This is a genomic window from Acetomicrobium sp. S15 = DSM 107314 (assembly GCF_016125955.1).
Taxonomy (GTDB): Bacteria; Synergistota; Synergistia; order Synergistales; family Thermosynergistaceae; genus Thermosynergistes; species Thermosynergistes pyruvativorans.
The window spans coordinates 1-15884 of the sequence record NZ_JADEVE010000388.1 but is presented as its reverse complement, the minus strand read 5'-3'; the positions used below and the strand labels follow the sequence as shown (position 1 = coordinate 15884).

The following is a 15884-nucleotide window of genomic DNA, read 5'->3' as shown; positions in this document are numbered from 1 at the left end:
CCAGAGCCTCCAGCCCTGAGCTCCCCAGAGAGGTAACGCAGTCGCAAAGAATATCAAGCTCACAAGAGCTATTCTACTTGCCCGCCACCGCAATTCCTTCCACCACCATAGAGCATCCGCCTACGCTTCCGAAGAACTTCAGGTCGTTTCCCAAAACGACGACATGCTTTAGCAACTCGAGGATGTTCCCCGCTATAGTAGTCTCCGCGACAGGGGATGCGATCTCGCCGTCCGCTATCAGTGCGCCTTTCACCCCTAAAGAGAAATCGCCGCTCGCCGAATCCACGGTATGCAAGCCCATCATCTCCGTTACGTACAGCCCGCGCCCAATCTCGCCTGCAAGCTCTGCCTGAGAGCGCTCGCCAGGCATAGGGTAGAGGTTCGTAATATCCACATCGGGGGGCGAAGCCATCCCCCTGGAGGCATTGCCCGTGGATGTCGCTCCATCTTCGTTGGCGTGCCTTATATTATACAGAAACCCCTTGACCTTTCCGCTCTCCATGAGGCAAGTGCGCCTCGTAGGCACTCCCTCGTCGTCGAAGAAAGCTGTTCCCATACCGCCTGGCAACCTGCCGTCATCGACGAGTGAAAGGCACGGAGAGGCGATCTGTCGGCCAAGCTTTCCCTTCAAAAGGGACCTGTTCTTATGAATCCGAGAGGCGCAAAAGAGCTCCCCCGCTATAGCGAGCAGCGACGATGTCGCCTCAGGATCCAAAAGTAGAGTGTAGCGCCCGGTCGGCACCGGTTTTCCCCCCAAGACTAAAGCGGTTTTTTTAACAGCGCGCTCCGCCACAAAAGCATGATCCAGCGCGGAGAAGAAGTGGCTCTCGTCGTCATAGCCTCCCATCTCCACGCTGTCTCCCTCTTGGAGCAGTACAGCCACGCCGCAGGAAGCGAAAGTCTCCCTTCGCCAAGCGGCTACCCCGACGCTATTGGCGTAAAATGCCTCTTCCCATCCGTCGCTCCAGGCCGCGCTTCGAACCGAAAGGAGCCTCTTATCCGAAGAGGAGGCCAGTTCCGTCATCTCTCTGCAAATGCGCAAACGCCGATCACGAGGGAGTCCGCTCAAGATGACAGGGTCTTCCAACCGCAGGGCATCGTTATCGCATTCGCATCCGCAGGATGCACCAGAGAAGAGAGCCACATATGGGTCGTCCTTGGCATTGCGACAATTAGATAGGCTCCATTCTATCAAGCTTAGCAGGTCTGCCCGATCGAAGGCATTGCCGTATGCTATTCCCTGGTGACCAGCGGAATCGAGCGTCCGCAGGCTCAAAGCGTTTGCGCCGCCGGTGACGTCATCCTCTATATTGCCGTCTCGCATGACCAAATGCGAGCTCCCACCGCGGAGGTATATCGCGTCTGCACCGAAGGCGCCGCGTTTTTTGGCCTCGTCGATGGTCCAGGCGACCAAAGCTTCTACATCCCGGCGCGAGGCATGCAGCATCAGTGAAAAGCCTCCTCAAGTATTATACGGGCCGCTTTGCCCACATCTTCAAAGGAGACATCGTAATGGGTCACCAGGCGGGCTCTTTTCTCGGAAGAGGCGTTAAAGAGAACGCCCCTCGCCCTGCAGCGCCAAGACAGCTCATCAGCAGATAGGCCGTCTTCGGGAAGGCCCAAAAATACCATATTCGTCCTCCTGCTCACTGGTTCAACGTAGAGGCCGCCATCTTCCAGCGTTTTCGCCAAAAGTGAGGCCTTCTCGTGGTCTTCCCCGATGCGCAGGCGCATCTCTTGAAGGGCGATCATGCCGGCGGCCGCCACCACTCCGGCTTGTCTCAGACCTCCTCCCACTCGCTTCCGCCACTTTCTCGCCTCATGTATAAACGACTTCGAGGCGCATATAAGCGACCCCATCGGCGCGCCGAGCCCCTTTGAGAGACAGAGCTGCACCGAATCCACGACGGAAGAATAGGCCTTTATTTCCACATCCCAAGCGGCGGCAGCGTTGAAGAGCCTGGCTCCGTCCAGGTGCACAGCTAAACCTTTCTCTCTGGCCGCACTCACCGACTTGGCAAAACTTTCTACGCTTATCGCGACGCCACCGCAGTTGTTGTGCGTGTTTTCGAGACACAAAAGGACGGCGGGGGCAAAATGGACGTTCTCCGGCCTGCATGCAGCTTTTATCTCATCCTGCATAGGAATGCCATCGTTGTCGCCCACCACGAGTGGAACGATGCCTCCCAAGGTCGCCATACCTCCCCCCTCATGGGTATAGATATGACTCCTCCGCCCAACTATGACGCCGTCTCCTCTCTTGCAATGCGTCAAGAGCGAAACAATGTTACCCATAGTCCCAGACGTGACGTAGAGGGCCGCCTCATGCCCGGTAAGATCGGCGGCATATTCCTCGAGCTCGCGAACCGTCGGATCTTCGCCGTATACATCGTCGCCCACTTCGGCATTTGCCATGGCCTCCCTCATCTTCTGCGTGGGTTTTGTGACCGTATCGCTTCTAAGATCTATATACATCGCCTTGCCTCCCAAAATTTAAATTCTTCTTAAATTTATACCCAATTCGTCCCATGGAATGATTTCATCTGGTATCGCAATACCGATATCGACGCCTGGGCGGTTTTCTCCGTGAAAGTCGCTCCCGGCAGTGGGACGCAGTCCCAATTCATCTGCCAACCTCAGAAAGCGGAACACATCCTCTCCCTTGTGGTGAGCCGAGTAGCATTCGAGTCCCCATAACCCAGCGGCCTTAAGTTCCCTAAGGATACGAAAAAACTCTTCATCTCCGGCATCGATTTCGCCAGGATGAGCCAACACGGATACGCCCCCGCTCTTCGAAATGAGGTCGATGCACTCGATGGGAGAAAAGCGGACCCTCGGCACATAAGCAAGCCCACCTTTGGCCAAGAAGCGCCTGAAAGCGCTGTGCAAGTCCGGCGCGTATCCTTTCCTGACCAGCACACGGGCGAAATGGGGTCGTGCCACCACTTCACCTCCAGCCTCAGCTTCCACCTCTTTCAACGAGATCTCTATGCCGAGTTGATTGAGCTTCTTGCAGATCGCCGCATTGCGCTTGTCTCTGTATTCCCGGAGGGATGATAAATACTTTTCCAAGAAAGCATCATCGCGGCGGAAACGATAGCCCAAGATATGAACTGTGTAAGGAGCGTCGGCGGACAGCTCTACGCCTACTATGCCATGCACAGAAGCGCGTTCGCAGCTTCGCATAAACTCATCGAGCCCTTCAGTGGTGTCGTGATCCGTGAGACTTATCACAACTACACCGCGATCCTTCGCCAGCTGAACGAGATCCCCCGGAGAGAGGGTACCATCAGAGCAATTGCTGTGGAGGTGAAGATCGACGCGCATCATAAAAGCCTCAGCGCGATGCCCCCCCTTCCGCTACCTCCTGCTCTCCCAAGAAGGACTCGATTTCGAAGAGGCCGGCGATGTCTAAAAGGACTATCAGCCGTCCGTCGTCGATCTTGGCCACGCCCTTCAAGTATTCCCTTGATATGCTCGAATCTACCGAATCGGCCGGCTCTACTTGTCCTTTTTCTATCACCCTCACCTCTCTTACTCCATCTACGATGACACCGAAGGCAACGTCTCTGTGCTCAACCACGACGATCCGCGACCTCGTCCCCAACTCCAAAGCCTCCCCCCCCAGCTTCAGAGAGACATCCATGATGGGTATCACGGTGCCGCGCAGGTTGATCACGCCTCGCACATAAGGAGGCGCATTGGGGACCCTCGTTATCCGCTCGGAAATCCGCACAATCTCGCGCACATCTTCGACTTCCAGCGCGTATTGTTCGCCGAGCAGATCGAAAACCAATATAACGATTTCTTGACCGTATTCGTCGTCCTTTGGCAAGGATTTTCACCTCCAAGGCTCATATAATAGTCTACTTCCATCACTGAGAGAGAATATAGCTATGCCTTCATCGTCCAGGAGAGCCACCGACGGAGGAAGCTCTCCTTTGGGAAGGCTCGCAGAACCCGGGTTTAAGAATATGACGTTCCTCTCTCTCTTAATAGAGGCCAAATGCGTGTGTCCCGATACGGCCACTGTGGCACCGCAGAGGATAGCCTTCTCCCTGAACGCCTCCGGATCCTCGCCGTGAGAGAAGAGCAGAAGTCTCCCGTTCCACCAGGAAACGAGCAGAGGGGCACTCACCGGCCATTTTAGCAGCACTTCGTCAATTGGGGCATCACAATTGCCCCTAACCAAGAATACGGGGGTGGTGGAAGCATTGATTTCCTCCGCCAACACCTTCGGATCGTACCCATCGGGCATGGGATTCCTCGGGCCATGATAGAGCACATCCCCCACATGGAATATAGCATCAACAGCTCCCCAGACAGCGCAGGCCCCTTCCCAAGCCGTGATGCTACCATGGGTATCGGCAATGATCGCCACTCTACCTTTCAAGCACTTTCCCCCCCATCTCTATGGCTATTAAATCCCTCAAGAGGGCGCTCGCCGTCTCCCTGGCTCCGGCGCCTGGACCGATTATGCTAATTTCTCCAATTGTATCAGAGAGCAGCAGAGCCCCGTTGTTTATTCCTTCGACGCTCGCGAGCGGGTGAGAAAAGGGTACAGCCTCGGGCTTGACAGAAATGGACGGTTCCTCGTCGAGCGAAGCCCTCGCGACGAGCTTTATGCACACACCTCTGCGGCGGGCATCATCCATCATATACGGCGTTATACCGCGTATCCCCTCTACTGCGACGGAGCGAAAACCGACAACTGGCATCCCTAAAATCGCCTGAGCCACAATGATAACCTTGGCTGCCGCATCCCATCCATCTACATCCAGCGTCGGATCAACCTCAGCATAGCCACGCCTTTGGGCATCGCGCACGGCCTCGTCGAACGAAGATCCGGCGGCGATGAGGGTGAGCATGTAATTGGTCGTGCTGTTTATAATCCCCTCAAAACGGCGTATCCTGCTACCGGCAAGGCCACATCTCGCCAAGGAAAAGAGGGGCGTGCCGGCCATAACGGTGCCCTCGTAAAGGAAATACACGCCATTCACGGCGGCGATCTCCGTCAATTCATGAAAATGAAAGAGCAAGGGGCCTTTGTTCGATGTTGCTACGTGATGTTTACCCCTTAGGGCTTTGCGGATATAATCCGCCGCTGGTTCGCCGGTCTCTATGTTCGGTGAGGTACACTCCACTAAAACGTCGTAGTCACAGCTTTCCAAAAGCTCGTCCACGCTCTGCCCTACGCTATACGGTTGTTCCCAGACGTCCACGCGCCCTGTCTCTTCTTCCGTTTTCAAAAGTCCCTCGACGGGAAGGCCGTTTGCGGCACAAACGCTGCCCCTGTGGCGCGTAGCCACGCCTACGACACACACTTCCAAACCATAATTCGCCTTTAGGAAGTTGGCTTTGACAGATAACATTTCGCAGAACTGTCGGCCAACATTGCCAAAACCCAAAAGCAAAACCCTCAAAGCCCCTCCCCCTTGCCACTGCACATCTGCGTGGGTTATAATTTTAGCGCAATTATTCGCTATATTTTTGTATAATACCACGGAGGCGGGTGATTTGTGACGATGCCTCACGCTCTGGTCACTGGCGGAGCTGGGTTTATAGGGTCGCACTTGTGCGAGGCTCTCGTCGAAAGAGGTTGGCGTGTCACTTGCTTCGACAATCTCTCTACGGGGTGTCGCGATAATGTTTCGCACCTCAAGGGAAGGCGCTTCTCGTTCGTAGAGGGAGACGTGACGGATAGCGCTATCCTCGAAGAGCTAACAGAGGGCATAGACGCGCTCTTTCATCTGGCCGCCATGGTGTCTGTCCCCATGTCGATGGAGCACCCTCTATCGTGCCACGAACAAAACGTCACCCCGTTGCTTCGGCTCCTCGACATCGCTAGAAGAAAAGGTTTTCCTATAGTATATGCCAGCTCGTCTGCCGTCTATGGCGAGGGTGGCACAAAGCCCCTTAAAGAAGACGATCCGCCTGCCCCGCAATCTCCTTATGGGGCAACGAAACTCATAGACGAGATATACGCATCCATGGCGCACCGCGCCTGGAAGGTGCGCGCGGTAGGCTTGAGGCTCTTTAACGTCTACGGCCCGAGGCAAAATCCGAATGGAGAATATGCAGCTGTCATTCCGCGCTTCATTGAGGCCTTAACTACGGGCAAGGAAGTCAAGATCTACGGCGACGGCCGCCAGATGCGCGACTTCATATTCGTGAGGGATGTAGCCCGAGCCTTCATAGCCGCAGCCGAAAGATCGCACAAGCTCGGAGGAAGGGTTTTTAACGTCGCATCTGGCGTAGCTGTATCCATCAACGAGTTATATGCGCTCATCTCTTCGATAATAGGCGTAACTCAGACTCCGGTCTTTGAGCCTCCGCGCCCTGGCGACATCAGATACAGCGCGGCGGATGTAAAAAACATGAAAGCAGAGTTGGGATTAGGCGAAGTCACACCGCTCGCCGAAGGGCTCAGGGAGACAGCAATATACTTTGCGGAGATGCCGCTCGTATTTGAGGAGAGAGTGGAACTAAAAGGGGGATAATCTGCGATGGCAAAGACGGGCAGTTTGACGCTTTACGAGGACGCATCCAGGCGCTTTATGCTGTTAGGGTGGGAGGAGCAGGAAGAAGATGGCGTCGTCCAAACGAACCAGTATTTGATTCAAAGCGGCGACGAGGTCGTACTCCTCGACCCAGGCGGGGCCCACGTGTTTCCGCGCGTGCTGGCTAACGTCACCGAGATGGTCAATATCGACAGTATCACCCATATCTTCTATTCCCATCAGGATCCGGATGTGAGTTCCGGCATAACGCTATGGCTTTCTATGGCCGAGCGAGCGATTGTACATATATCAGGGCTTTGGACGCGCTTTCTGCCGCACTTCGGCATTTTCGATCAAAGCCGCATATCCCCCATCCCAGACAGGGGAGGTGTCATAACTTTAAAGAACGGCCAAAGGCTTGAGATCATACCCGCACATTTCCTCCACTCCACGGGTCAGCACACGCTTTACGATCCCGTCTCGAAGATACTGTTCAGCGGCGACATCGGCGCCGCCATCTTTCCTCCGGGGAAGCGATATCCCGTTGTGGAGCGCTTCGACGAACACGTTCGCTACATGGAGGGCTTCCACCGCCGCTACATGGCCTCGCAGGAGGCATCCAACTTTTGGGCCAATATTGTTTCGAGCAGGGATGTCGAAGCCGTCGCCCCGCAGCATGGTGCTGTGATAAAAGGCAAAGACAACGTGAGAAAGTTCTTTCAATGGCTGAGCCAACTTAAAAGCGGCGTCGACTTAATCGAGGAATGGTATGGCACAAAGGCTACCCTGGCCGTCAGAAAGTAAGGTGAAAGAGATGAGCCATCCAGAAGCTATTCACAAGCTCTCCAGATCTCACTTCGGTTTCACGCTCATGACCTCTTTCATGGAACAGTTAGATGAAGTACTCGTCCATCGTGTTCTCGAGGTCCAGAGCGAACTCTCCGAGATATCACAGCGCTTCGCTGAGCTAAAAGGAGAGTTCGAGCGCATCGTGAAAGACTTTGACCAAAGTAGGCAAGAGGCCCAAAAAAACGCAGGGCAGATCAAAGAACTGAACATGAACCTTGCCAAAGAGCTCGAAAGCTCCGGCACAAACCTGGAGAACATGAGCGCAGATGTAGATCGCACCGTGGCCTCTACTTACTCTACCCTCAACTCATTTTTGGAGATAGAAAAAATCTCCAAGGAGATCCAAAAGATCGCCAAGCAGACGAACCTACTTGCCTTGAACGCCTCCATCGAAGCTGCAAGAGCCGGAGAACATGGCAGGGGTTTCGCCGTAGTGGCGTCGGAGGTCCAGAAGTTAGCCGTGGAATCGCGAAATGCATCGGAGCGCATATCGCAAAGGGTTGGAGAGATATCTAAAGCCGTCGAGGACACCATGGATAATATAAAAAGCGTAGGCGAGATGTTTCATGTGCTTCGTAACACTATGGGTTCCTTCCTCAGCTTTCTGGACATGAACAAAGGATTCTTAGAAAATCTGACTGGCATCATGGAGTCGGCAAGTCAGGGGGTTTCAGTGGCTTCCGAAGAGATGGGCGATTCCACGAAGATCATGAGGGATGCGGTGAAAAAATTCGACTCCATGGCACAGACCATATCGGCCATAGTGAAAGCCCAAAAGAACCTGGGCAACCTGCAGCTTTAGCCCTCACCCTTCTATACATTATACTGTCTTTTCAGTTTGGCCACGCTGCTACGCAACTCAGCAAGTTTGACACCAAGCCACAAGTATAGAACAAACAGAAAAAGGTTCGTGCATATTGCACCTGGCACACGAACCTTTTTCTCCAAATTTATGTTTTTAACCTTAAACATAGTCGCACTAGACACAACAAACAAGGAAGCTGTAGCTCAAAAACACAACCCTGCTAGATTGCAAAGGATGCAATGACCTGTTCAACTCATGCTTTATTCCGCAGTAATTTTACTCACACCCAATACGGTTGCTCCCAAAGCAGCAAAGAAACGCCTAGGTTGCGGATCCTTGCAGTCTTGTAAATCTTATTGGCTACTATCAGATCTTCGATGGCCATGCCAACTGGATTAAAAAATATGATTTCTTCTTGGTTTTCTCTCCCAGCCACGCTTCCTGCCACTATTGCCCCTAAATTGGCGTATATATCTTCATCGCTCAATTTGCCTTCTTTGAACAGAATAGCACTTGTCTGCACGCCTCTATGTTTAACCTTTTCCCAGTCATCGACTATTATCTTGCTGGCTTTCTTAAGAACTTCACTTTCAACTTCGTAGTTACCGACGTTGGATATGAAAGCCCCTTCTTTAACCCAAGCAAGTTTTACAATGGGTGATGTAGCAGTTGTAGCGGTTACAATAACATCCGAATCTCGCACTGCCTCTTCGGGCGAGGTTACAGCAAAAAGGTCGATATTGAATTTTTCTGATGCCTCTTGAGCAAACCTCTTGGCGCGATCATAGTTTAAATCATAAACCTTTACTGTATCTATAGAAGGCAAAGCAGTTTTTACGGCCATAAGCTGCGTTCTGTTCTGAGTTCCAGCCCCAATAAGACATAATACGCGAGAATCTTTTCGGGCAAGCCGCTTAGCTGCTACTCCAGTAACACCTCCCGTCCTCATAGCACTTATCACAGTGCCATCCATAACAGCTATGGGAAACCCTTTCTCTGGGTCATTTAAAATGATGAGCGCAGAGGCTCTAGGCATCCCATATTTCATCGGATTTTGAGGCTTGCTTGCTATCCATTTAATACCAGCAACATTAATGGGGTCACTTATATAGCCAGCCATGGCATTGATTCGTCCGTTTATGGCTTCAGAGTCCATATCTCCCCATCTAAGGACCATTTTATCAGGCATGATGGTCTTTCCTTGATAGTGCAATTTAAAGACTACCTCCAACTCGCTAATGACCATTCCCATATCTAAAGCCCCACACTCAATAACGTCTTTTTGACTTAGATATAAGAACTCAACTTTATTCATACACTTCTCACCTCTCTATCGTATTCCAGAATTTACATATTCTAAAAGAGCATATTTTGAAAGCCCTTGTACGCCCATTCGCCCCAATGTCCGCCCCGAGCTTCTGTAATCTTTTTCATGTATGGTGGACGCGATTTCAATTATTAAATCAACTATCGGCGTTTTGATGTTCGCAATTTTAGCTAACTCAGAAAGCGGGACCAGACTCATAGGGACATCCTCGGTAAGATAGCGGGTATAAGGATCCTTGGGTGCCATAATGCCTGCGTATACTTTTGTTTTGTGTATGGCGCTACAAATATCGTCTCCCTTGTTTATCTCAATCCCATAGACACTTCGAAGCCACTCCAGCGCGGTTAAGTTGGACAACCCCAAGCTTTCGGCAATTGCCACCCTTTCTTGGTCTATCTTGTCCAAAACACGCCCCACTAAAGGAGTTATGCCTTGATGATAATATTCAAATTCTTGGCCTTCTTCTATGCGCCCAAGGTTAAATATCGTAGGGGTCGGATGAAAAATCGCTCCCATGTTGAGTAAGCTAGTTTCAAGAACATTTTGAGCTTCAGTAAACTGAGGGTAGAAATCTTTAAGTAAAGCAATTACTTCCTTCGTCTTAAAAGCCGGAATAGCAGCTAAGGGTACTCGTTCCTTTACGCCATATATGGTAACCTCAGATGGTCCAGTGCGTCTGCAAGCGTATACGAGCGTTTGAGTCTCAGTTACAATTACATCGAGGCCAGGGGCTTTTTTTGATAGAATATGATAAAACTCCATGGCTCCACCAGTTCTGCCAGGATGGAGTATTATCTTTTGTCCATCTCTTAACAGAGGGACGCAGGATTGGGCAATCTCCCTATGAGCAAAGGCTGGCGTTACTACCATAATTAAATCACAACCAGCAATCGCCTCTTCTATAGAAGAAGTAGCACTCTCTAAAGGCCCAAAACCATTCACAAAAGCACTCTTAAGATGCACTCCACCTTCTTTCTGTAAAGGTTTAACAGCCTCGGGAAACTTGTCATAAATCTTCACATTACAACCCATTAGGGCCAAATGGGCTCCCATTGCTAATCCTCCGTTGCCAGCCCCGAGAACAGCTACCTTGAGAGACATCTACACCCTTCCTCCTTGCTCATGCGTTAGCCTTACGCGAAGCTATATATTGTAATAACAATATCAAACCCACTATAATGATTCATGCAGTATCAGTAAACAAACCTGGATATATAAGAAACAATGACGCAGCAAATAGAAATGTACGCTTGTAAAGCACTAATTTACCCATAAAATAACCTTCCACGGCTGAAGCAAAGGCAAAAATCCCTATTAAACTAGTAAAAATAACGCTAAATGCCTCTATTGCAGATCCAACTTCCCATAATAGCAATTTAGGTGAAAGCACAAACATAAAAGGCATTATAAGCCCAGCAGAAGCTAATCTTAATCCTGCAAAAGCCGTTTTTACAGGATCAGCCTTTGCGATTGATGCTGCTAAGTAGGAGCTAAGAGCCACAGGTGGAGTAACCGCAGCATAACATCCGAAGTAAAATATGAACATGTGGGCGGCAATGACAGGAACTCCCAATTTAACTAAGGCTGGCGCTACCATGGATCCCAAAATAATATAAAGGGCTGCCGTGGGCATGCCCATACCCATAATGATAGAGGCAATCATAGTTAATAACAGAGCAAGGTAAAGCTGACCACTCGCCAAATTCACTACAAGATCGGCAAATTTTGTTCCAAGACCAGTAAGGGTTACTGTTCCTACAATTAACCCAGCTACAGCACACGCAGAGATGAGAGAAAGTGAAGTCCTGGCCCCTTTTTCCAAAGCCAACATGAACTTGGCTGGAGTTAAACGTGTTTCTCTGCTTAACATACTGGCTACAATCACAAATATCACTGCAGCAAAAGAAGCCTTAATAGGCGAATAACCAACGATGAGCATATAAACAATAATTACAGGTGCCAGAAGCAGAAATCCGCCTTTCTTAAGCGTTTTCCAAAAATCGGGGACATTTTCTTTAGGCATTCCCTTAAGGCCTAGCCTTGCCGCCTCTAAATCCACCATTAGAAAAACAGAAATGTAATAAAGCAAAGCTGGCACTGTTGCATATATTATTAAACGTCCGTAAGGTATCCCTGTCATTTCTGCCATAATAAAGGCTGCAGCTCCCATGATAGGCGGCATGATTTGCCCACCTGATGAAGATGCTGCCTCTACGCCGCCAGCAAAATGCGGCTTATACCCTACGCTCTTCATAAGGGGAATCGTAAACACGCCAGTCCCAGCTACATTAGCAAAAGAACTCCCCGAAATAGTGCCCATGAAGCCGCTTGCCACAACTGCAGCCTTGGCAGGTCCTCCTCGATAGCGGCCAGCGAGAGAAAAAGCAAGGTCAATGAACGACTGTGCTCCACCGGTCTCACTAAGAAAGGCTCCTAAAAGCATGAACATAAAAACGAATGTGGCGGTAACATAAATAGCAACGCCATAAATACCTTCTGAGGTCAAGAACATATGCTCTATAACTCGCGAGACTGAGTATTGTCTATGCCCCAGCTGACCCGGTATCAAGTGACCGAAGAGGGCATACCCCAGAAAAAACAGCGCCACCAACACCAGCGTCCACCCCATGGTCCTTCGTGCTGCCTCCAATGCGAGAATAATCATAATGCCGCCCAAGATCAGATCTGTAAAGTTTGGACTACCCGCGCGATAAACAATATTTATGTAATCGAAAGTTATATAAGCACCTATTAACAAGCTAAGTCCTGCACATAAAAGATCCACCTTAGTGACTTTGTTTCTTTGTTTTTTTGCAGCTGGATAAAGGAAATAAGTTAAGAATAAAGCTAAGCTTAGATGAATAGCCTTGTGTTGTATTTGTGGCAACATTTCTATCCCTGATGAATAGAGGTGGTATAAAGACATTATAACTGCAACAGAAGTAAAAATTTTAGCTATAAACCCTTTAAGCTCTCGAGTATTTTCAATTTTATCCTCAATAGAGTTATTTTTGTAATCTATAGATATACCTATTTTATCAGATCTTAAATTCATCTATTTCACCTCTAATTAACAAAATGATATATGGCACTCTCTGTATCGATATATCAATACGACCTCCATCAATTACATATCGCAACAAATCTACATCTCTTAATTTACCTAAAATCAAATGAGGTTTAGCAATGAGATTTACCCTGAAAGGAATAAAATCTATGGGTTTATTTATGTTATTTACGACCATAAATCCATTTTCAAACTTTATATTTTGACGAAATGTCGAGGGAACCCCCCATCCCAAGTCCTTAAAGGCTGTTCCTGTAATTATAAGTTGTCCATGAGCTCCAACACGAAAATATTCATATACTGGCGTCAAATGAACTGAATGTCTTATCTTTGTAGCAAAAGAGTACCCGTGAGGTACACAAGCTCTAAAAAGTACCGCGCCTGTAGAATACTCCTTTATTATAAGCACGCTGACAGGTAAAAGAAACACAACTAGGCCAACCAGGACAAAAATGGCTAAAATAATTCTCCTAAACAAATATTTATACATCCTTAAATCCCTCAACTTTTCTTAAAGGAGGCGCTCTATAGCGCCTCCTTTAAGAAAAATGTTTATTTCAATAACCCAACTTCTTTGTAGTATTTTTCCGCACCCGGATGCAAAGGGATAGACATGGCCTGTAAGGCTCCCTCGAGTGAGATGTTGTCAGCTTGTGCGTGTATGCCTCGGAGGTCTTCAAGGTGCTCAAAGATGGCTTTTGTGATTTTATATACCACTTCCTCATCCAAATCTTCCCTCGCTATAAGGAGAGCAGGACTTGCGCCCGTTAAAACATCCCTATCTACACCTTTGTAAGTACCAGCAGGTATAGTGAAGAGACGGAAATAGCTGACTTTTTCCATAAATTTCTCCATGGGCTCTTTGTCAACTTCAAGAAGATTAATATCCAAACTCACAGAGGCATCGACGACTGCCGATGTGGGAATACCGGCACCGATCACGGCACAATCTACCAACCTGTCTTTAAGGGCAGTAATGCCGTCTCCAAACGACAGGAACCTCGGCTCGATATCTTTGTAAGTCAATCCATGAGCCTCAAGGATCATAGATGCGGTTCTCTCCGTGCCGCTGCCAGGGGCTCCTACTACTACTTTCTTGCCCTTAAGCTCGCCTATCTTAGTAAGCCCTGAGCCCTTCAGGACTACGAACTGAAAAACCTCTGGATAAAGAGCTGTAATTCCGCGTATGTTTTTCACCGGCTCTTTATCAAAAGGCTCATGACCACTAAAAGCACCCCAAGCAGTGTTAGAGGCAGCCATCAACAATTCCACTTTATTATCTTTGGCCATCCTAAGATTGGCCACCGAGGCTCCCGTGGCCTCCGCCGTAACCTCTACCCCCTCCACGTATTTAGAAATGATTGAAGCTATCCCGGCACCTATAGGGTAGTAAGTGCCAGCTGTCCCTCCAGTAGCCAACGAAAGGCGCTCAACCGCCTGCGTCAATGAGCTAAACGCGAAAACAAGACTAATCGCCATTACACCGACAATTCGTAAACTCCTCCTCACTTTCAACCCCTCCTGTTTGTTATGATAATGAAACAACTTGGTACCTCTAAAACATAGAGTGAAACATAACCTATCATTATCACGATATTTGCGAACAGTTATTTTCACCCATATGCTAAGGTTACATAAATGCCCAGAAATGTCAAGCCTTGAGATCAAAAATAACCAACTTGGCATTTACTTCGAATGACCGCCATCTCTAAAGATAAAATTTTTACTAGTCGCTATGAGACCTGAACGAATGAGCACAATCTTGATGGGGAAAAGGGTTAGAAACTAACCATATGCTGAGAGATCAAAACATATGAAGTATCAAAGTCGGATCGGAGAAAGTTGCTATATTGTAGTAATCTTATACTTAGCAAGCAAATCTCTTAAATAGTTTAGTTTTCCCACCGCTTTCTGGTAATCCTTACGCCCCAGCTCTACTACAATAGCTTCTAAAATAGTTATGGTTGATGCTACTGAGTAGTGAGAGCCGCAGGGCGGCGCTATTAGCACCTCTGTAGCAAAGGAGACAGCTGGACATGATAACTGATTAGTAAGGACTATCGTGGGGAGCCCCTTTTCCCAGACAAACCTGGTGGCATCCACCGTGTGAGTGGCATATCGAGGCCCTAAGAGAATCGAAAACAAGACGTCCCCATACTGCATGTCCAAAAGATCTTCGAACATGCTCTCTGGACCCGATGCTCCAACCAACGTTACCGAAGAATGGAATTGATGCAAAAGGGAATAAAACAAAAGGGAGATTCCCTTTGTGGTCCTGAAGCCCGCGATGAATATCCTGCTGGCTTCGTCTAAAATCGCGATGACTTTAGCGTAACTCTCTCGAAAACGAGGCGTTAGGATCTCTTGTATGCTCTTGCGATTCTCCGCAACGACATCGAACAACACATCTTTGCCTCCATCCCTAGTCCATGATTCCTCTAATTGTCGCCAAGATGGAGAAGTTGTAGAGAGAACTAACTTCTTTAGATCTTCCTGAAGAGAGCGAAAGCCCTTATAGCCTAAGCGATACGCTGTGCGCACCACCGTTGCAGGGCTTGCTTTCGAGGCCTCTGCTATTTGTGCTACTGTCATAAAAGCCGCCTGAGTAAAATTGCTTAAAATGAAATCACAAACGCGCTTTTGCTGGGTCGGTGAGGTTTTCGCAAGGGCAGGAAGTTTGGCTAAAACACCCATTTCTTCTGCACCATTGTTCTTCAACATAGCCGTTTCTTCACCCCTCGATACCATTGTTACCTTTAGATTCAAATTATAAACGATCTGAACCGCCCCGGCTTTTCCGAAAGGCCCGTTTATTTGAGTCCAGCCACAACGGCTGGGATCTCCTGGAGATTGTAATACTTTTCCTCGAAGCTTGAGGTGCGGAATATTTCCTATAGCTCCAAGAAGCCTGCTGTTATTAAACCAATTCACCCACTCCAATGTGGCAAACTCGACGTCACTCAAGGTTATGCCACGGCCTGCGCTCTCGCGATGACCTCAGGTCTTACTAAGACCGATTACGGATTTAAGCCAAGGCATTGTCGTAAGGATCGCTTGCACTGCCCACGGATGGCTCTATCCCTGCTTAGCGCAGCCTTTGCGTATAGCGTATGGAAAGGTATTAAAGACCATGGTCGCTTGAGGTGAACCAACCCTTTCGTATCCCTCCGGGCATATAGAGCCTGTTCTAAGGCATCGAGTACGAGGTCCGTCTTTAAAGACCTCAAGAATTCGCCAACCTACGATGAATCTCAGCAATATGTCTATGACGAATGCAGCATATACAAACCCACTGCGTACATCGACATAGGTTAGGTCTGCCACCCACAATTGGTT

General features: G+C 49.1%; 15 protein-coding genes and 1 pseudogene. 3 read left to right on the top strand and 13 right to left on the bottom strand.

Annotation, left to right across the window (positions count from 1 at the left end):
• Positions 1-73 precede the first annotated feature (73 nt).
• Genes EZM41_RS11275 through EZM41_RS11250 form a run of 6 tightly spaced genes read right to left on the bottom strand, consistent with a single transcriptional unit; the run spans position 74 to position 5423 of the window.
• Positions 74-1447, bottom strand: a complete 1374-nt coding sequence (locus EZM41_RS11275; protein WP_198471169.1) for a TldD/PmbA family protein — start codon at positions 1445-1447, stop codon at positions 74-76.
• Complete coding sequence (ltaE, locus tag EZM41_RS11270) at positions 1447-2475, bottom strand: low-specificity L-threonine aldolase (RefSeq protein ID WP_198471168.1); 1029 nt, start codon at positions 2473-2475, stop codon at positions 1447-1449. Before ltaE ends, EZM41_RS11275 begins: the two co-directional genes overlap by 1 nt.
• Before the next feature lie 18 nt (positions 2476-2493).
• Positions 2494-3327, bottom strand: a complete 834-nt coding sequence (locus EZM41_RS11265; protein WP_342449310.1) for a PHP domain-containing protein — start codon at positions 3325-3327, stop codon at positions 2494-2496.
• A gap of 10 nt (positions 3328-3337) precedes the next feature.
• On the bottom strand, positions 3338-3835 hold the full coding sequence (locus tag EZM41_RS11260; RefSeq protein ID WP_198471166.1) for a chemotaxis protein CheW: 498 nt from the start codon (positions 3833-3835) through the stop codon (positions 3338-3340).
• A gap of 6 nt (positions 3836-3841) precedes the next feature.
• Positions 3842-4393 (bottom strand): phosphodiesterase, encoded by a 552-nt coding sequence (yfcE, locus tag EZM41_RS11255; protein ID WP_198471165.1) that lies wholly within the window; start codon positions 4391-4393, stop codon positions 3842-3844.
• Positions 4383-5423 carry a homoserine dehydrogenase gene (locus tag EZM41_RS11250; RefSeq protein ID WP_198471164.1) on the bottom strand — a complete coding sequence of 347 codons (1041 nt, stop codon included), beginning with the start codon at positions 5421-5423 and terminating at the stop codon, positions 4383-4385. Before EZM41_RS11250 ends, yfcE begins: the two co-directional genes overlap by 11 nt.
• Positions 5424-5525: 102 nt before the next feature.
• On the opposite strand from EZM41_RS11250, the gene EZM41_RS11245 reads away from it, so the two are divergent.
• Genes EZM41_RS11245 through EZM41_RS11235 form a run of 3 tightly spaced genes read left to right on the top strand, consistent with a single transcriptional unit; the run spans position 5526 to position 8151 of the window.
• Positions 5526-6500 (top strand): SDR family NAD(P)-dependent oxidoreductase, encoded by a 975-nt coding sequence (locus EZM41_RS11245; RefSeq protein ID WP_232619345.1) that lies wholly within the window; start codon positions 5526-5528, stop codon positions 6498-6500.
• A gap of 6 nt (positions 6501-6506) precedes the next feature.
• A complete protein-coding gene (locus tag EZM41_RS11240) occupies positions 6507-7304 on the top strand; it encodes an MBL fold metallo-hydrolase (RefSeq protein WP_198471162.1) in 798 nt (265 codons plus the stop codon).
• Between the two features lie 10 nt (positions 7305-7314).
• Positions 7315-8151, top strand: coding sequence for a methyl-accepting chemotaxis protein (locus EZM41_RS11235; RefSeq protein ID WP_198471161.1), 837 nt, complete (start codon positions 7315-7317; stop codon positions 8149-8151).
• 283 nt (positions 8152-8434) lie between these two features.
• Here EZM41_RS11235 and EZM41_RS11230 read toward each other — a convergent pair whose 3' ends face one another.
• The 7 genes and pseudogenes from EZM41_RS11230 to EZM41_RS14010 form a co-directional block, all read right to left on the bottom strand.
• Complete coding sequence (locus EZM41_RS11230; protein WP_198471160.1) at positions 8435-9469, bottom strand: ornithine cyclodeaminase; 1035 nt, start codon at positions 9467-9469, stop codon at positions 8435-8437.
• A gap of 15 nt (positions 9470-9484) precedes the next feature.
• Entirely contained in the window at positions 9485-10582 is a 1098-nt protein-coding gene (locus EZM41_RS11225; RefSeq protein ID WP_198471159.1) for an NAD/NADP-dependent octopine/nopaline dehydrogenase family protein, read from the bottom strand.
• Positions 10583-10664: 82 nt separating this feature from the next.
• On the bottom strand, positions 10665-12536 hold the full coding sequence (locus tag EZM41_RS11220; RefSeq protein WP_198471158.1) for a TRAP transporter permease: 1872 nt from the start codon (positions 12534-12536) through the stop codon (positions 10665-10667).
• Positions 12520-13038, bottom strand: coding sequence for a DUF1850 domain-containing protein (locus EZM41_RS11215; RefSeq protein WP_198471157.1), 519 nt, complete (start codon positions 13036-13038; stop codon positions 12520-12522). Before EZM41_RS11215 ends, EZM41_RS11220 begins: the two co-directional genes overlap by 17 nt.
• Positions 13039-13100: 62 nt before the next feature.
• Positions 13101-14057, bottom strand: coding sequence for a TAXI family TRAP transporter solute-binding subunit (locus EZM41_RS11210; RefSeq protein WP_342449309.1), 957 nt, complete (start codon positions 14055-14057; stop codon positions 13101-13103).
• A gap of 336 nt (positions 14058-14393) precedes the next feature.
• Positions 14394-15242, bottom strand: a complete 849-nt coding sequence (locus EZM41_RS11205) for a MurR/RpiR family transcriptional regulator (RefSeq protein ID WP_232619343.1) — start codon at positions 15240-15242, stop codon at positions 14394-14396.
• Positions 15243-15428: 186 nt separating this feature from the next.
• Positions 15429-15884 (bottom strand): annotated as a pseudogene (locus EZM41_RS14010) (DDE-type integrase/transposase/recombinase); the annotation flags it as partial.